This is a genomic window from Curtobacterium sp. CFBP9011 (genome assembly GCF_034045095.1).
Classification (GTDB): Bacteria; Actinomycetota; Actinomycetes; order Actinomycetales; family Microbacteriaceae; genus Curtobacterium.
Window position 1 is genome coordinate 23,209 of the sequence record NZ_JAXCWN010000005.1, and the last position, 15,516, is coordinate 38,724.

Sequence of the window (15,516 nt, forward strand, 5' to 3'; positions counted from 1 at the left end):
CTCGTACCCACTCGACACGGAGGTCGACCGAGCAATGACGCTTCCCCCACAGCGCACCCCGCGGCGCACTCCGCGGCGCACTCCGCGGCGCACCCCGCGGCACGCCCGGCGCACGCGCCTCGCCGTTGCCCTCGCCGGCATCGCGGTCGTGGCCCTCGCGGCGTCCGGCTGCAGCATCCAGGTCCGGTCCCAACCGGACCCGAGCATCGGCAAGGACACGATGCTCATCAACGCGGACCACGGCAACCCGCTGTTCGACCGCAACTTCAACCCGTACATCACGAACGCCCGCACGGCCTCGAAGTGGATGTACGAGCCCCTCATCGAGGTGAACCCCCTCGACGGCAAGCGGAACCCGTGGCTCGCCAGCTCGTGGGAGCAGCCGGACGCCAAGACGATCGACATGACGATCCGCAGCGGCGTCGAGTGGTCGAACGGTGACCCGTTCACGGCGAAGGACGTCGTCTTCACGTTCGACCTGCTGAAGAAGTTCCCCGCGATGGACGTCAAGGGTGCCTGGCAGCACATCGACACCATCGAGCAGCAGGGCGACCACGTCGTCTTCCACCTGAAGTCCGACGACGTCCCGAGCCTGACGATCATCGGCCAGACCTACATCCTCGGCGAGCAGCACTGGGGGAAGGTCAAGGACCCGACGACGTGGCGGGACCCGAACCCGGTGGGTACCGGCCCGTTCGTCCTCGGCAACTACACCGACCAGCAGTACTCGATGGACAAGAACCGTCGGTACTGGCAGGCGGGCAAGATCGCGATCAAGCACCTCATCCTGCCGGCGACGAACACGCAGCTCGACACCGTCACGCGCGGCTACGACTGGTCGTACTCGTTCATCTCCGACGTCAAGGGCACCTGGGGCGCCGCGTCCCGCACCAACACGTGGTGGTTCCCGCCGGGGGGCGTGATCGGTCTCATCCCGAACCTGACGAAGGCGCCGTACGACGACGTCAACGTCCGCCGGGGCATCTCGCTCGCCCTCGACCGCGACGACATCGCCGAGACCGCCACCGAGGGCAACCTCAGCGCCGCGGCCCAGACCGGCCTGATCCTGCCGAACCAGGAGCGGTACGCCAACCCGGACATCCCCGACAAGGGCATGGTCACGCAGGACGTCGCCGCCGCGAAGGCGTCGTTCGCGAAGTCCGGGTGGGTCGAGCAGGGCGGCAAGATCGTCAAGGACGGCAAGCAGCTCGCCATCACGATCACCACGGCGAACGGGTACGCGGACTGGCTCCGAGCCGCGCAGGAGGTCCGCCGCGACCTCACCGCCATCGGCGTCTCCGTCACCATCAAGGCGCCGCAGCCCGCCGGGTACCAGCAGGCGATCAACAACGGCGACTTCGACATGGCGATGGGCGGCATGGGCAACGGCGACGTGTACCAGGCGTTCAACTCGCTGATGTCGACCGAGTTCTACCAGCCCGTCGGCAAGCCCACGGTGAACAACTACGAGCGGTACCGGGACCCGGCCACCCAGCGCCTGCTCGACGAGTACAAGGCGACGACCGACACCGCCCGCCAGCAGCAGATCCTCGACCAGCTGCAGACCATCGTGTACGACCAGCTGCCGGTGATCGGCATGTACCACGGCGGACTCTGGGGCCTGTTCAACACCGGCAAGTTCGTCGGGTGGCCGAGCGCGAAGGACCCCTACATGGCCCCGCAGAACTACGACTCGGCGCCGCTGCTGATCTTCACGAAGCTGCGACTGCGTGACAGCGCCGCCGGCCGGGAGATCCTGAAGGAACAGGACGACGCCAAGTGAAGTACATCCTGCAGAAACTCGTCCTCTTCGTCCTGACCCTCTGGGCCGCGGTCACGCTGAACTTCGTGCTCCCGCGCCTCATGCCGGGCAGCCCGAGCGACGCGGCCCTGGCGAAGCTCAGCCAGAACGGTCCGGTGACCGACGCCACGAAGAAGGCCATCGAGGCGCAGCTCGGCGTCCCGACCGGCAACCTGTGGGACCAGTACGTCAGCTACCTGCACCAGGTCATCACGCTCGACTTCGGGACGAGCTACACGTTCTACCCGCAGCCGGTCGGCGACCTCGTCGGCAAGGCCCTGCCGTACACGCTGATCCTGGTCGGCGTCGTGACGATCCTGGCGTTCGTCCTCGGCACCCTGATCGGTGTCGGCGCCGCCTGGAAGCGCGGCACCTGGCTCGACTCGCTCCCCACCCTGTCCGGCTCGTTCATGTCGACGTTCCCGTACTTCTGGACGGCGCTGCTCCTGCTGTTCTTCCTCGGCTACGTCCTGCACTGGTTCCCGACCACCGGCGCGTACTCGGCGACGACCACCCCGGGCTTCTCCGGAGCCTTCGTGGGTGATGCCCTGCAACACGCGGTCCTGCCGGCGGTCACGATCCTGGTGACGAGCCTCGGCGGCTGGATCATCGGCATGCGCAACGCGATGATCAACACGCTCGGCGACGACTACGTCACCTTCGCCGAGGCGAACGGCCTGCGCGGTCGCACCGTGGCCATCCGCTACGCCGCCCGCAACGCGATCCTGCCGAACCTGACCGGCTTCGGCCTGGCCCTCGGCGGTGTGGTCGGTGGCTCGGTGCTCGTCGAGCAGGTGTTCGGGTACCCGGGCATCGGCTACCTGCTGTTCAACGCCGTCATCGGGCAGGACTACCCGCTCATGCAGGCGCTCTTCCTGATGATCACCGTGTCGGTGCTCATCGCCAACTTCATCGTGGACGTGCTGTACGGCGTCCTGGACCCGAGGACGCGCCGATGACCACGATCGCAGTACGCACGCAAGAACCCGAACAGCAGGCCCCGTCCAAGCTCCGGTCCGCCGCCCGCCAGTTCGGCGTCGTCTGGTCCAACACCAAGGCCCGGATCGGCATCGTCATCCTGGCCGTGTTCGTCCTCGTGGCGATCCTGGCACCGCTCCTCGCCCCGTACGGCGCCAGCCAGAACGGTTTCGCCCGGTCCGCCGACGCGACGCCCGACCACTGGATGGGCACCACCGCCGCCGGCGAGGACGTCCTGTCCCAGCTCATCTACGGCGCCCGCATCTCGGTGATGGTCGGCGCGGTCGCGGGCATCCTGTCCACGCTCGTCGCCGTCGCGATCGGCCTCAGCTGGGGCTACGTCCGCGGCTGGATCGCCGAGGTCATCGGCTTCGTCGTGAACCTGTTCCTGGTGATCCCGGGCCTGCCGCTCATGATCGTCATCGCGGCCTACCTGCAGAACGGCGGGATCGCGGTCATCATCGCGGTGATCGTCGTCACCGGCTGGGCCTGGGGCGCGCGCGTCCTGCGCAGTCAGACGCAGTCCCTCCGCGGTCGTGACTTCGTCACCGCCGCCCAGTTCTCCGGCGAGGGCGCGACCCGCATCGTGTTCCGCGAGATCCTGCCGAACATGACGAGCCTGATCGTCGGCAGCTTCTTCGGTGCCGCGACGAGCGCGATCCTGGCGGAGGCCGGCCTCGAGTTCCTCGGCCTCGGCGACTCCTCGATCGTCAGCTGGGGCACGATCCTCTACTGGGCGCAGAACTCCAACGCGCTGCTCACCGGCCAGTGGATCCTGCTGTTCGCACCGGGTCTCTGCATCGCCCTCCTGGCGATGAGCCTGACCCTCATCAACTTCGGCGTCGACGCCGTGTCCAACCCGCGGCTGCGCGAGGGCGCGCGCCCGAAGCGCAAGGAGGCGACCGCATGAGCGGCTCACGTTCCGCACCCCAGGACGGACTGGAGGCGCGTACCGGCGCCGCCACGGTCCTCCCGTCCGACGGTCCCACCGGATCCGCCACCGACGTCCTGCTCGACGTCCGCGACCTGTCGGTCGTCTACGAGTCGTCCGGCCAGACCGCCGTCCAGGCGGTCGACCACGTGTCGTTCTCGCTGCGGAAGGGCGAGTTCGTCGGCCTGGTCGGCGAGTCCGGGTCCGGCAAGTCGACGCTCGGCTACGCGCTGACCCGGCTGCAGAAGCCGCCGGCGCGGACCAACGGCGGCAGCATCGTCTTCAACGGCCACGACATCCGCGACCTCGGCGACGAGGAGCTCCGGCAGCAGCGCCAGGGCGGCTTCGCGATGGTGCTGCAGTCCGGCATGAACGCGCTGAACCCGGTGCGGACGATCCGCAACCACTTCATCGACGTCTTCAAGGCGCACGGCCACGTGCCGCGCGAGCGCTGGGACAGCCGGATGAAGGAGCTCGTCGGCAAGGTGAAGCTGCCCGACTCGATGCTGGCGCGGTTCCCCGGCGAACTGTCCGGCGGCATGCGGCAGCGCGTGTCGATCGCCCTCGCACTGTCCCTCGAACCGCAGCTCATGGTGTTCGACGAGCCGACCACGGCGCTCGACGTCCTGGTGCAGCACGCGGTGATGGACACGATCATCGAGCTGCAGCGTGCCGAGGGCTTCACGGCCGTGCTCATCAGCCACGACCTCGGCATCGTGCTCGAGGCCACCGAGCGCGTCCTCGTGATGCACGAGGGCCGGATCGTCGAGGACGGCGGATCGCGCGAGATCCTGCGCGACCCGCAGGACGAGTACACGCAGATGCTGCTCTCGCACTACGCCGACCCGCGCGCTGCGGTCGTGAGCCTGCCGGGCTTCCCGGACCGCTCGCTCCGAGCCGAGGCCGGCGAGAAGCGGCAGGAGGCGACCACGTCCCACGCCACGGTCGGGTCGCGGGAGCGCAGTGCCGCCCGGAACCCGATCGTCGTCGACCACCTCGTCAAGACGTACCCGGCGCCCCGTCGTGGCGAGCAGCCGGTGCAGGCCGTGCGCGACGTGTCGTTCACCCTCGAGCCGGGGCAGTCCCTCGCGCTCGTCGGTCAGTCGGGCTCGGGCAAGTCGACCATCGCGAAGCTGCTCACCGGCGTCGAGAAGCCGACGGGCGGCACCGTCCGGTTCGGTGACCTCGACGTCGCGAAGCTCGGGCGGCGGGGCATGCGCGACCTGCGCTCCGAGGTGCAGATGGTCTTCCAGGACCCGTACTCGGCGCTCAACCCGCTGCACACGGTGGAGTACACGCTCACCCGTCCGGTCGTGAACTACACCGGGCTCCGCGGTCGCGATGCCCGACGCCGTGTGCTCGAGCTCCTCGAGACCGTGGGCCTGACGCCCGTCGAGCAGTTCGCGCAGAAGCTCCCGCACCAGCTCTCCGGTGGGCAGCGGCAGCGCGTCGTGATCGCCCGGGCGCTCGCGAGCGACCCGCAGGTGATCATCGCCGACGAGCCGGTCTCGATGCTCGACGTGACGCTCCGTGCCGGGGTGCTCGCGCTCCTCGAGGACCTGCGCGAGCAGTGGGGCGTCTCGCTCCTATACATCACGCACGACCTGTTGAGCGCCCGGCTCATCACCGACGACATCATGGTGCTCCACGACGGCGCGGTGGTCGAGCGCGGTCGCACGGCCGAGGTGCTGCAGAACCCCCGGGACGACTACACGGTCGCGCTGCTGGACGCCGTGCCGAACCCCCGCGCGGTGGAGCTCGAGGGCGTCGCGAAGCGGCGTGCGACCCCAGCGCCGAGCGAGCCTGCGAGCTCGGTGGATGATGCAGTATGACGAACCTGCACGCGTTCCCCACCGTCCCGCCGTTCGGCCACCTGCCCACACCCGAGGGCGTCGACGTCGTCGGCATCGACCTGCCCGTCGGCCGACTCACCGCCTACCGCGTGGTCCCGACGGGGGAGTCGAAGGGCACGGTCCTCGTCGTCCCCGGGTACACCGGCTCGAAGGAGGACTGGCGCACGTTCATGCCGCTCCTCCGCGACGCCGGCTGGACCGCGGTGGCGATCAGCCGCCGCGGTCAGGCCGACTCGGCAGCGCCGACCTCGCCGTCGGACTTCACGCTCGACGAGGAAGCCGCCGACGTGGTCCGGGTCGCCCGACTGCTCGACGACGGCGCGCCCGTCCACCTCATCGGGCACTCGCTCGGCGGCGTGATCGTCCGCGCCGCCGCGATCCAGGACCCGAGCGCCTTCCGCGACGTCGTGCAGTTCTGCTCCGGGCCGTACGGCTGGCCCTACCGCAAGGTCGCCGAGCTGACGATCCTGCACGACACCGGCGGCAACCTCCGCCAGCTCTTCGACTCGACGAACCCGCTCTGGGCCTACCGTCCGGACGAGGAGCTGCCCGACGACGTCCGGATGGTCCGCGACCGCTTCGACGCCACGAGCCCCCTGAGCGTCGTCGCCGGCGGGCACATCCTCGAGGACCACACCGACAGCTCCGCCGAACTCCGCGACACCAGGCTCCCCGTCCTCGTCACGCACGGGGAGTGGGACACCGCCTGGCCGATCCCGTGGCAACGGACCATGGCCGAGGACACCGGCGCCGAGTACGTCGTCATCCCGGAGAGCTGGCACGGCCCCCAGGTCGAGAACCCCACCGGAACCGTCGAGGTCTTCGACACGTTCCTGAGCAAGCACTGACTCGTCCGCCCACTGAAAGGCACCATCATCACTTCGCTGCACTTCCCCGACGGCTTCCTCTGGGGCGCCGCCACGGCCGCCCACCAGATCGAGGGCAACAACGTCAACAGCAACTGGTGGGTGCACGAGCACGAGCCGGACACCACGATCGTCGAACCCTCCGGTGACGCGGCCGACAGCTACCACCGCTACCGCGAGGACATCCGCATCGCGGCCGACCTCGGGCTGAACTCCTACCGGTTCAGCATCGAGTGGTCCCGCATCGAGCCCGAGCGCGGAGCCGTCAGCCGCGCGGAGGTCGACCACTACCGCCGCATGGTCGAGGCCTGCCACGAGTTCGGCATCGAACCGATCGTCACCCTCATGCACTTCACCGTGCCGCGCTGGTTCGAACGCGACGGCTTCTGGCGGGCACCCGACGCCGCCGACCTGTTCGCCCGCTACACCGAGGCCGCGCTCCCCGTCGTCCAGGACGGCGTCCGGTACGTGTGCACGATCAACGAGCCGAACATCGCGGCGATGCTCGCCGGTGGTGAGGACGCCGCGAACCTCGTCGCCTACGGGCTGCCGAACCCGGACCTCGGCGTCGCCGACGCGCTGCTGGCCAGCCACAAGCGGTCGCGCGAGGTCCTGGGACAGGTGTCGGGCCTCCAGACCGGGTGGACCATCGCGACCCAGGCGTTCAAGCCGACCGACCAGCCCGAGTCCGCCGAGATGCTCCGCGAGTACGGGTACCCGCGCGACGACTGGTACCTGGAGCAGTCCGCCGGCGACGACTTCGTCGGTGTCCAGGCCTACACGCGCACGTTCATCGGCACCGACGGCCCGCTGCCCGTCGCGGACGACGTCGAGACGACGCTGACCGGCTGGGAGTTCTACCCGGAGGCCGCCGCCGACGGCATCCGCAGCGCGTGGGAGCTGTCCGGCCGCGTGCCGGTCATGGTCACCGAGAACGGCATCGCCACCGCCGACGACACCCGCCGGATCGCCTACACGCAGGGCGCGCTCGAGGGCATCCACCGCTGCATCGAGGACGGCATCGACGTCCTCGGCTACCAGCACTGGTCACTCCTCGACAACTACGAGTGGGCCTCCGGCTTCCGGCCGACGTTCGGGCTCGTCGCCTGGGACCGCGAGACGTTCGAGCGCACACCGAAGCCGTCGGCACACTGGTACGGGCAGGTCGCGCGGGCGAACGCGCTCTGAGTCGCGGCGGGGGCCGGCCGGGAGGCACGCCCCACCACCGACACCCCGGTCACGTCGTCGACGTGGCCGGGGTGTCGTGTTCCGGTGACTCGTCGTGTTCCGGTGACTCGTCGGGATCCCGTGCCTCGTCGGGATCCCGTGCCTCGTCGGTACCTCGTGCCTCGTCCTGGACCGGTCCTCGTCGCTGCCGCGGCGCGTCCGGGTCCGCGTGCTCGGTCAGGAGGGTCGCGACACGGGCGGACCCGCGCTCGCGAGCGAGGTCCAGCGCCGTCCGGCCCTCGGAGTCCGGCAGGTCCACCCGGGCACCGCGGGTCAGGAGCAACTCGGCGGTCGCCGGCCGGTCGAACCACGCGGCGGCGTGCAGCGGTGCGAAGCCCCAGCGGGTGTCGACCTCGTCCAGTCCGGCCGGCTCGCCGACGAAGCCGTCGAGTGCCATCGCCAGGCCGCCGACGTCCCCGTGTGCGGCGGCCCGCACCGCGGCGGAGGCCCACTCGGCCCAGCCGTCCGCCAGCGGGCCGTGCCAGCCGTGAGCGGACCGCTCCTCCAGGTCGGTCCAGGTGGTCTCGTCGACACTGTGGACCTCGACGGCGACGTCCTGGAAGACGATCGCGAGCTCGCCGGTGGGGGAGACCAGCAGGCGGAGTTCCCAGCCATCCGGCCCGACGTGCGCGAGTTCGCCGCGGAGGACGTGCACGTCACCGGCGAGCAGATCGAGCGGCCCGGCGTCCGACGGGTCGAGTGTCACGCCACGGAAGCGCAGCGTGACGCGGGCGTGGTTCCACCGCCGCCAGAGCCCCTCCGGGGTGTCGAGCACCTCGTCGTTCCGGACGACGACCACGACGCTGAGGGTCTGGTCGTCCGCCTCCCACGACTCGAAGCGGGCCTCGTCCCACTGCACGGAGGCGAGTGCCGCGACCGTCGGTGGGGCGTCGAGGACGAGTCGACCGAGGTGTTCGCGGTGGCCGTCGACGTCCTCGAGGGACACGTACCCGACGCTCGGCCAGTTCACGTGACTCCAGCGCATGAGCTGACGATACCGGGCGGCACGACGCCCGAGTTCGGAGTCTGCCCGCTCGCGTGTGATCTCACTCGCCATGCATTTGGAAATTGCACGACATCTCGCGCTCCGTCTTTACCTTCGGCGAATGCTCCTCGAGAACGGTCGTCCCGGTGACGTCAGTGTGTTGATCGTGCTGTTCCACAGCGATCCATCGCTGTTGCGGCGCTGCGTGCAGTCGATCGAAGTGGCTGCTCGACGAGCCGGCGTCCAGGCGCATCTCGTGTTCGTCGACAACGGCGGTGGGCTACCGGATCTCGGGTCTCGGAACCTGCCGATGACGCTTCTCGGCGAGGGCGAGAACATCGGATTCGGCCGTGCGGTCAACGGTGCGCTGCGGAACGTCCAGACGTCTGAGGTCCTGCTCCTGAACCCTGACGCGGCCCTCGGCGACGACGCGCTCTTGGCCTTCCGCGCAGGGCTGCACGCAGCAGCGGATTCGATCCTCACCGGGACTCTGATGACGTCGGGGCACGTCGATCAGGATGCGACGATCGACTGGGACTTCAGCGTGGGTCGCGTCGTGAAACGCTGGCGGTTCCGGTGCCGGAGGTCCGCCAGTGTCGCCGGGACCGCCGGGACCGCCGCCGGCGTCGAGTCCGAGAAACTGACCGGTGCCGCGTTGTACGCCGCGACGAACGTCCTGCGCGAGCTCGGTCCGTTCGACGAGCAGTTCTTCCTCTACGGCGAGGACGCCGATCTCTCCCGACGCGCACGACGCGCCGGTCATCCGCTCCGGAGGCTCCCGGAAGCCCGGGTCCAGCACGACAAGAGCGCCAGTGCGAGCCGGTTCGGCGCCATGGTCGAGTTCGCCCGCGCGGACGCGGCCATCCGACTGGCGGCAGTGCACCGTGCTCGGTGTGTCAGCCTCGTGCAACGAGCCGAGCTCACCGTGGTCACCGTCCTCGGAGTCGTCCTCGAGCGCGATCGATCACGACGATCGGCGCGGCTTGCGCGTCTCCGAGCGGTCCGTCGGTGGGGCGTTCGGCAGCGTGCTGCGGCGTTGGTGGCGGACGACTTCGATGGTCCGTCTCACAATGCGTGACCTCCACCCAGACGTGGGAGAGCGCGGCGGTCCCCGATCGTGCTGCCTCGGTGTCGCCCGTGCACCAGGTGTCTCGATCCCGACGTGTCCTCGTCCTCGACTCGACGGCCCGCCAGGTCGAAACAGGTCGCGATCAGGATCCAGAGCAGAGGAGTCGACAGGTCAGGCGTCGCCACGGCCTTCGCGACGAGCATGCCGAGGACCCCGGCTGCAGCCGGGACGGCAGCTCGGCGAACCGACGCAGCACGGACCACGGCGACGATCGAGGCAGCGAAGAGGGCCAACCCGAGGACGCCGGTCGTGGACGACAGTGTGACGAGGAACGAGGACGATCGGTTGCTGCCGAGCCCCGCACCGAGACCTCGTGTCCGCGCGACGACGTCGAGGCCGATCCCGTCGGCCGCTGAGCGGGCGTTGAACGACTGGCTTCCCAGCTTGTCGGTCACGAGCCGGCCCACGGGTTCGACCAGATCCGGACCGAACCACACCGTGACGAAGCTGATCGCCAGAACCATCAGGACGACGGCGGGAGTGTGTCGTCCGTGGGAGGCGACGAATCGTCTGGCGATGAGGGCAGACATCCCGACGGTGACGACCACGCCTCCGGCAACAGCGGTTCCCGAACCCGACGCCAGGAGGTTCACCATGGCGAGGAGTGTGAGCACCGCACTCGAGACGCGTTTCCGACGAGTCGGGGCCTGCAGGGTGGACACCGCTGCGAACGTCAGGACGGCGAGGGAGAACGTCGCGAGTTCACTCGGTTCGGCGAACACTCCGCGGAGGCGTGTGTCGCGGTCTGAGCTGTAGTCCACAGCGAGGGTGTCGAAGATCGGCGCGGTGCGGTCGAGCCCGCGGGACCGCAGGACGCCCCGCGCCGCGCTCAGGACGGTGCCGGTCCACGCGGCCGTCGAAAGTGCCAGTGAGGCGGTTCCGGAGCGCCAGAGGAACCGTCCCGCGAGCACGGCGGAGACCAGGTACACCGCCTGTGCCGCGTGGCTGACCGTGAAGTGCAGCGCTGATGGAGCGTGTGTTTGCTCGTCGACGCCCTTCCGAGGCTCGAGTACGGGCAGCCCGGAGAAGGCCCACGGCCCGACGACCGTGAGGACGAGGCTCCAACAGACGAACGCGACGAGCAACGAGCAACCGACGTCACGCAGGGGCGGAAGCGCCGCACCGCGACTGATCGCGAAGCTGGCAGCGGTGACGAGCGCCACCGTCGTGAACAGCGGGACGGACACCGCGCCGACCGTGAACCCGGCGGATGCGGGGACGCCGGCGGCGAAGCCCAGCGCCGCGGCATGGAAGCGAGGGCGTCGCAAGGCGATCGCGGCGGCGCTGCACATCAGCGCGAGGAGACCGAGTGACGTCATGATCACCTTCCAGTTGATATGCTATACACTGTACACAACAATCCGGAACACCAGATGGAGACCCCATGACCGTCACGCAGTTCTTCGCCGTGGTGCGCCGCCGACGATGGTGGATCATTGCGTTGCTCCTGATCGGATCGGTGGCGGGCAGCGCGGTGACCGCGTTCCAGACGCCGCAGTACCAGGCCGAGTCGTCGGTGTTCGTCTCGGTCGGTGGCGGTACCGTGTCCGACCTCAACCAAGGCGGCGCGTTCTCTGAAGCCCGAGTCGCTTCGTACGTACAACTCGCGCTCTCGTCCGACGTGATCGAGTCCGCCGGGCGCCGCGCGCATGCAGCAGGCGACGCCGATCAACTCCGGCGGCAGGTCTCGGTCGTCGCAGTGAGCGACACCGTGATCGTCTCCATCGCTGCGACCGACCCATCGGCTCGGACGGCGGCGGCTCTCGCCGACGCCGTCGCCGACGAGTTGGTCGACGCCGTCGCCGACCTCGAGCGCCCTGACGACCGAGGTCAGCCACTGGTCGAACTCAGTGTCTTCCAGCATGCTGATGTGCCGACCGAACCCGTCTCGCCCCGCTTCTTCGTCAACCTCGCTCTCGGCATCATCGCCGGACTCGCCATCGGCGTGAGTGTGGCGCTCGTCATCGAGATGACCGACACGAGACTGCGTTCCTTGGAGGCCCTCCGACGTACCGCCGGGCGCAGCGTGCTCGCGGAGATCCCCGTGGACCCGGACGCCGACGAGCAGCCGCTCATCGACGTCGACAACCGTTACTCGGAGAAGGCGGAGGCGTTCCGTCAGCTCCGAACCCACCTCACGTTCACGAACATCGACGGAGGGAGCCAGGCGATCGTCGTCACGAGCTCATTGCCCGGGGAGGGCAAGTCGACGACGGCTGTGAACCTGTCGCTCATGCTCGCGGAGAGTGGCCACCGTGTGATCCTCGTCGATGCGGACCTCCGGCGGCCTTCCACCGGGGTCTACCTCGGTCTCGAGAGCGCTGTCGGTCTTTCGACCGTGCTGACGCACCAGGTCGAGTTGTCCGACGCCGTGCAGGTCTACGGCGCGACCGAGCTCAACGTCCTGGCATCCGGCCGTGTCCCACCGAACCCGAGCGAACTCCTCGAGTCTCGGACGATGGAGGTCCTGGTGGCGGACCTGCGGTCTCGCTACGACTACGTCATCATCGACGCCCCTCCCGTCCTCCCGGTCACCGATCCAGCCGTCCTCGCCGCCCGCGTGTCAGATGTGCTCTTCGTCGCCGCGGTGGACGGGCGTGTGACTGTCCACAACGTACAGAGCGCACTTGCCCGGCTCGATGGGGTCGGCGCCAGGGTCGTGGGACTGGTCGCCAACCGTGTCCGACCGCAGCGAGGGTCTCGCGTCTACTACGGATACGCGCCGGTGAGTGAGAGTCCGCGCCGTCTGCGGAAGCGGAACCGTCGGGGTGTCGGGGGCTCCCTGGGAGCAGAGACATGACGAGCGACGCGCTCCGTGTCCTGCTGGTGTGTGAAGGGAACGTCTGTCGCTCGCCCTGGGCGGAGATCGTCTTCCGTCGGCTCTGGGAGGAGTCGCCCACTCGTCGGCCCTTGGTCGTCTCGAGCGCTGGGACCCGTGCCGTTCGCGGTCAGCGCGCCCACCCGCTCCTGTTCGACCTCGTCACGGACGTCCGCGGGCACCGGGATCTGGAGCGGCATCGCGCGCGCCGGGCTGACCGGGCAGTCGTCACGGACCAGGACCTGATCCTCGTCATGGAGCAGCGACATCGAACCGAGATCCTCGATCTCGTCCCCGCTGCCCTCCATCGGGTGTTCACGCTCGTCGAGGCTGCCCAGCTGATCCGAGACGCTCCAGCCTCCCCGACAGACCGATCGCGCGCCCCGCATGAGGCGCTGGCGATCCGTCGACGTCCCCGCGAACGACACCGCGAGGCCGACGACATCGCAGACCCGGTGAACGGGTCCGAGGACGACTTCCAGGAGATGGGTCGGCACGCCGAGGACCTGCTCGGCAGCGTCGTGCCGTTCATCGCGGCTGTGTGCGGTACCGACGACGACGAAGAGGATGGAAGATGACCAGTCGAGGATTGATCGTGCATGAGTGGATCGAACGTGTCGGGGGTGCTGAGCGCGTGCTCGACGAGTTCGCGGGGCTCTTCCCCGCCGCTGAGATCCTGACGCTGTGGAACGACCACCCGGACCGGTACCGAAGCGGCCGGGTGCACGAGACCGTTCTCGCTCGGCTCCCGCACGCCGGGCGGAAGGTGGTGAGCCTGCCCTTGATGCCCGCGGTGTGGCGGACCAGCGGCCGGCAGCTCGGAGCGCACGACTGGGCACTCGTCAGCTCACACCTGTTCGCGCACCACGTCCGGGTGCCGGGAGTCGATCCGGACCGTCACTTCGTCTACGCGTACACGCCGGCACGGTACCTCTGGGAGCCGGACCTCGACTCGCGGGGCAGTGCGCTCCCGATGCGTGCTGCGGCGACCGCCCTCCGTCGTCTCGACCGTCGTGTCGGGAGTCGCCATCAGCGCCTGGCGGTCCCCAGCGCCTTCGTCCGGGACCGAGTCGCACGGACCTGGGGCATCGACGCAGAGGTCATCCACCCGCCTGTCGACCTCGACAGGGTGCGGTCTGCAGTGGCACGGCCCGACCTCCTCGAACCCGAGGAGCAGAGGATCCTGGCCGACCTGCCTGGTGACTACGTGCTCGGTGCGTCCCGCTTCGTCCCCTACAAGCGACTGGACCTGGCGATCCGAGCAGGAGCCGCAAGCGGTCGGCCTGTCGTCATCGCCGGGTGCGGACCGGAAGAGTCGCGGTTACGGACAGCGGCGGAGCTCTCTGGTGCTGATGTCCGCTTCGTCATCGCACCGTCCGACCGCCTGTTCGCCTGCATCCTCGCGCGGGCCGCGGTGTTCGTGTTCCCCGCGGTCGAGGACTTCGGCATCGTCCCGGTCGAGGCGCTCGCTGTCGGCACCCCGGTCGTCGTCGCCGACGAGGGTGGTACCCGAGAGACCGTGTCCGATCAGAGCGGCGTCCGCCTGACCGATCACTCGTCGTCCACGCTCCGAGATGCGGTCGAAGCGGCTGCGCGGCTCTCGCCCGACGACTGCCGACGGAACGCCGACCACTTCGCGAGTCCTCGGTTCCGGAGCGAGATGACGAACTGGATGCAGCTGTGAAGCCGGCCGATCGTCAACCGTCGAACCGTACGGTCGTCGCGTTCCTGACCCATTCCGCGGCGCTCTCGGGGAGCGAGTTGTTCCTGCTGCGCGTCACGAGTGCGATGGCCTCGATCCGCCCGGTGGTCATCCTCGCCGAGCACGGACCACTCGAAGTCGAACTCGCGTCTGCTGGCGTCGAGTGTCACGTGGTGCCGCTCGCGAAGGTCGCGCGAACGCACCGTGACACACATCAGGCGGTGACCCTCGCGACCCTGGCGAAGGTCAGCGCAGTCGGTTCTGTCGCCGTGCGCATCGCGAGACTCTGTCGTTCTCGAGGTGTCGAACTCGTGACCACCCACTCCGCCAAGGCACACGTCTACGGCGCTCTGGCGGCGTGTCTGGCCAGTGTCCCGAGCGTGATGCACCTCCACGGTGTCATCGGTGCCGGTTCTGGGGCGCGCGCCAACGCAGCTGTGCTCAGACTGACTGCTCGTCTCCTCGCGACGGCGATCATCGCCAATTCGCGGCACACGGCTGCCTCGATCGGTCGCAACCGTAAGCCGCTCACGGTGATCGGTTGTCCCGTCGGATCGCTGGGGGCTGCCCGTGATGAGTCTCCTGTTCCCGTCGTCTCAGTGATCGGACGCTTGTCGCCCTTCAAGGGACAGGACATCGTCATCCGCGCCTTCGCCACGGCTGCCCACCGAGGGCTACCGACGGGGGTGCGCTTACGCATCGTCGGCGACGCGCTCTTCGAGCGGGACGCAGATTTCGCTCGCACGCTCCCTCTCCTCGCGGCCGAACTCGGTGTCGCGGATCGGATCGACTTCATCGGGCACAGTCAGGACGTGGCCGGAGAGCTCGCGCGATCGTCGGTGGTCGTGCACGGAAGCCGGGCGCCTGAAGGCTTCGGGCAGGTCGTCGTCGAAGCGATGGCTGCAGGTCGTGCCGTCATCGCCACCGCTGCTGGCGGCCCATCCGAGGTGATCCGTCACGGCGTGGACGGCCTCCTCGTGCCACCAGCCGACGTCGAGGCACTCGCCGGGGCGCTGCGCTTCCTGCTCGTCGACCCTGCTCGTCGAGCAGAGCTGGGAGCTGCTGCGCGGGCTTCTGCTCAGCGCTTCTCGACAGCGGTGATCGTTCCTCAGCTGGAGCGAACGCTCCTGCGATGGACCGCCTGAGCCAGTTCGCTGCCCTTCCGAGCGTCAAGGATGGCTCGGGTCCACCGCAGATGCGCTGGACCCGAGCCTTCGTCGTGCCCG

General features: G+C 69.1%; 13 protein-coding genes. 11 read left to right on the plus strand and 2 right to left on the minus strand.

From position 1 onward, the window contains the following. Window positions 1-34 precede the first annotated feature (34 nt). The 6 genes from SOM35_RS11550 to SOM35_RS11575 are packed head-to-tail and all read left to right on the plus strand — an operon-like array spanning window position 35 to window position 7,617. On the plus strand, window positions 35-1,783 hold the full coding sequence (locus SOM35_RS11550) for an ABC transporter substrate-binding protein (protein WP_320515483.1): 1,749 nt from the start codon (window positions 35-37) through the stop codon (window positions 1,781-1,783). After that, entirely contained in the window at window positions 1,780-2,760 is a 981-nt protein-coding gene (locus SOM35_RS11555; protein WP_320515484.1) for an ABC transporter permease, read from the plus strand. The genes SOM35_RS11550 and SOM35_RS11555 overlap by 4 nt, the downstream gene beginning before the upstream one ends. Further along, complete coding sequence (locus SOM35_RS11560) at window positions 2,757-3,689, plus strand: ABC transporter permease (protein WP_111075856.1); 933 nt, start codon at window positions 2,757-2,759, stop codon at window positions 3,687-3,689. Before SOM35_RS11555 ends, SOM35_RS11560 begins: the two co-directional genes overlap by 4 nt. After that, a complete protein-coding gene (locus SOM35_RS11565) occupies window positions 3,686-5,542 on the plus strand; it encodes an ABC transporter ATP-binding protein (protein ID WP_320515485.1) in 1,857 nt (618 codons plus the stop codon). Before SOM35_RS11560 ends, SOM35_RS11565 begins: the two co-directional genes overlap by 4 nt. Then, window positions 5,539-6,411: an alpha/beta fold hydrolase gene (locus SOM35_RS11570; RefSeq protein WP_320515486.1), complete on the plus strand. Its 873-nt coding sequence runs from the start codon at window positions 5,539-5,541 to the stop codon at window positions 6,409-6,411. The genes SOM35_RS11565 and SOM35_RS11570 overlap by 4 nt, the downstream gene beginning before the upstream one ends. Before the next feature lie 36 nt (window positions 6,412-6,447). Beyond that, window positions 6,448-7,617: a glycoside hydrolase family 1 protein gene (locus tag SOM35_RS11575; RefSeq protein ID WP_320515682.1), complete on the plus strand. Its 1,170-nt coding sequence runs from the start codon at window positions 6,448-6,450 to the stop codon at window positions 7,615-7,617. Between the two features lie 49 nt (window positions 7,618-7,666). On the opposite strand, the gene SOM35_RS11580 is transcribed toward SOM35_RS11575, so the two are convergent. Further along, window positions 7,667-8,641, minus strand: coding sequence for an ankyrin repeat domain-containing protein (locus SOM35_RS11580; RefSeq protein ID WP_320515487.1), 975 nt, complete (start codon window positions 8,639-8,641; stop codon window positions 7,667-7,669). Between the two features lie 55 nt (window positions 8,642-8,696). On the opposite strand from SOM35_RS11580, the gene SOM35_RS11585 reads away from it, so the two are divergent. Next, the gene (locus SOM35_RS11585; RefSeq protein WP_320515488.1) at window positions 8,697-9,719 is read left to right on the plus strand and encodes a glycosyltransferase family 2 protein; all 1,023 of its coding nucleotides are present in this window, start codon (window positions 8,697-8,699) and stop codon (window positions 9,717-9,719) included. Here the strand turns inward: SOM35_RS11585 and SOM35_RS11590 are convergent. After that, a complete protein-coding gene (locus SOM35_RS11590; protein WP_320515489.1) occupies window positions 9,707-11,089 on the minus strand; it encodes a hypothetical protein in 1,383 nt (460 codons plus the stop codon). The genes SOM35_RS11585 and SOM35_RS11590 overlap by 13 nt on opposite strands. A gap of 65 nt (window positions 11,090-11,154) precedes the next feature. Between SOM35_RS11590 and SOM35_RS11595 the strand changes: the two genes are divergently transcribed. Genes SOM35_RS11595 through SOM35_RS11610 form a run of 4 tightly spaced genes read left to right on the plus strand, consistent with a single transcriptional unit; the run spans window position 11,155 to window position 15,435 of the window. Next, window positions 11,155-12,570, plus strand: coding sequence for a tyrosine-protein kinase domain-containing protein (locus SOM35_RS11595; RefSeq protein WP_320515490.1), 1,416 nt, complete (start codon window positions 11,155-11,157; stop codon window positions 12,568-12,570). Beyond that, window positions 12,567-13,166: an arsenate reductase/protein-tyrosine-phosphatase family protein gene (locus SOM35_RS11600; RefSeq protein ID WP_320515491.1), complete on the plus strand. Its 600-nt coding sequence runs from the start codon at window positions 12,567-12,569 to the stop codon at window positions 13,164-13,166. Before SOM35_RS11595 ends, SOM35_RS11600 begins: the two co-directional genes overlap by 4 nt. 17 nt (window positions 13,167-13,183) lie before the next feature. Beyond that, on the plus strand, window positions 13,184-14,272 hold the full coding sequence (locus SOM35_RS11605; protein ID WP_320515492.1) for a glycosyltransferase: 1,089 nt from the start codon (window positions 13,184-13,186) through the stop codon (window positions 14,270-14,272). Further along, window positions 14,269-15,435: a glycosyltransferase gene (locus SOM35_RS11610; protein WP_320515493.1), complete on the plus strand. Its 1,167-nt coding sequence runs from the start codon at window positions 14,269-14,271 to the stop codon at window positions 15,433-15,435. The genes SOM35_RS11605 and SOM35_RS11610 overlap by 4 nt, the downstream gene beginning before the upstream one ends. Window positions 15,436-15,516 lie beyond the last annotated feature (81 nt).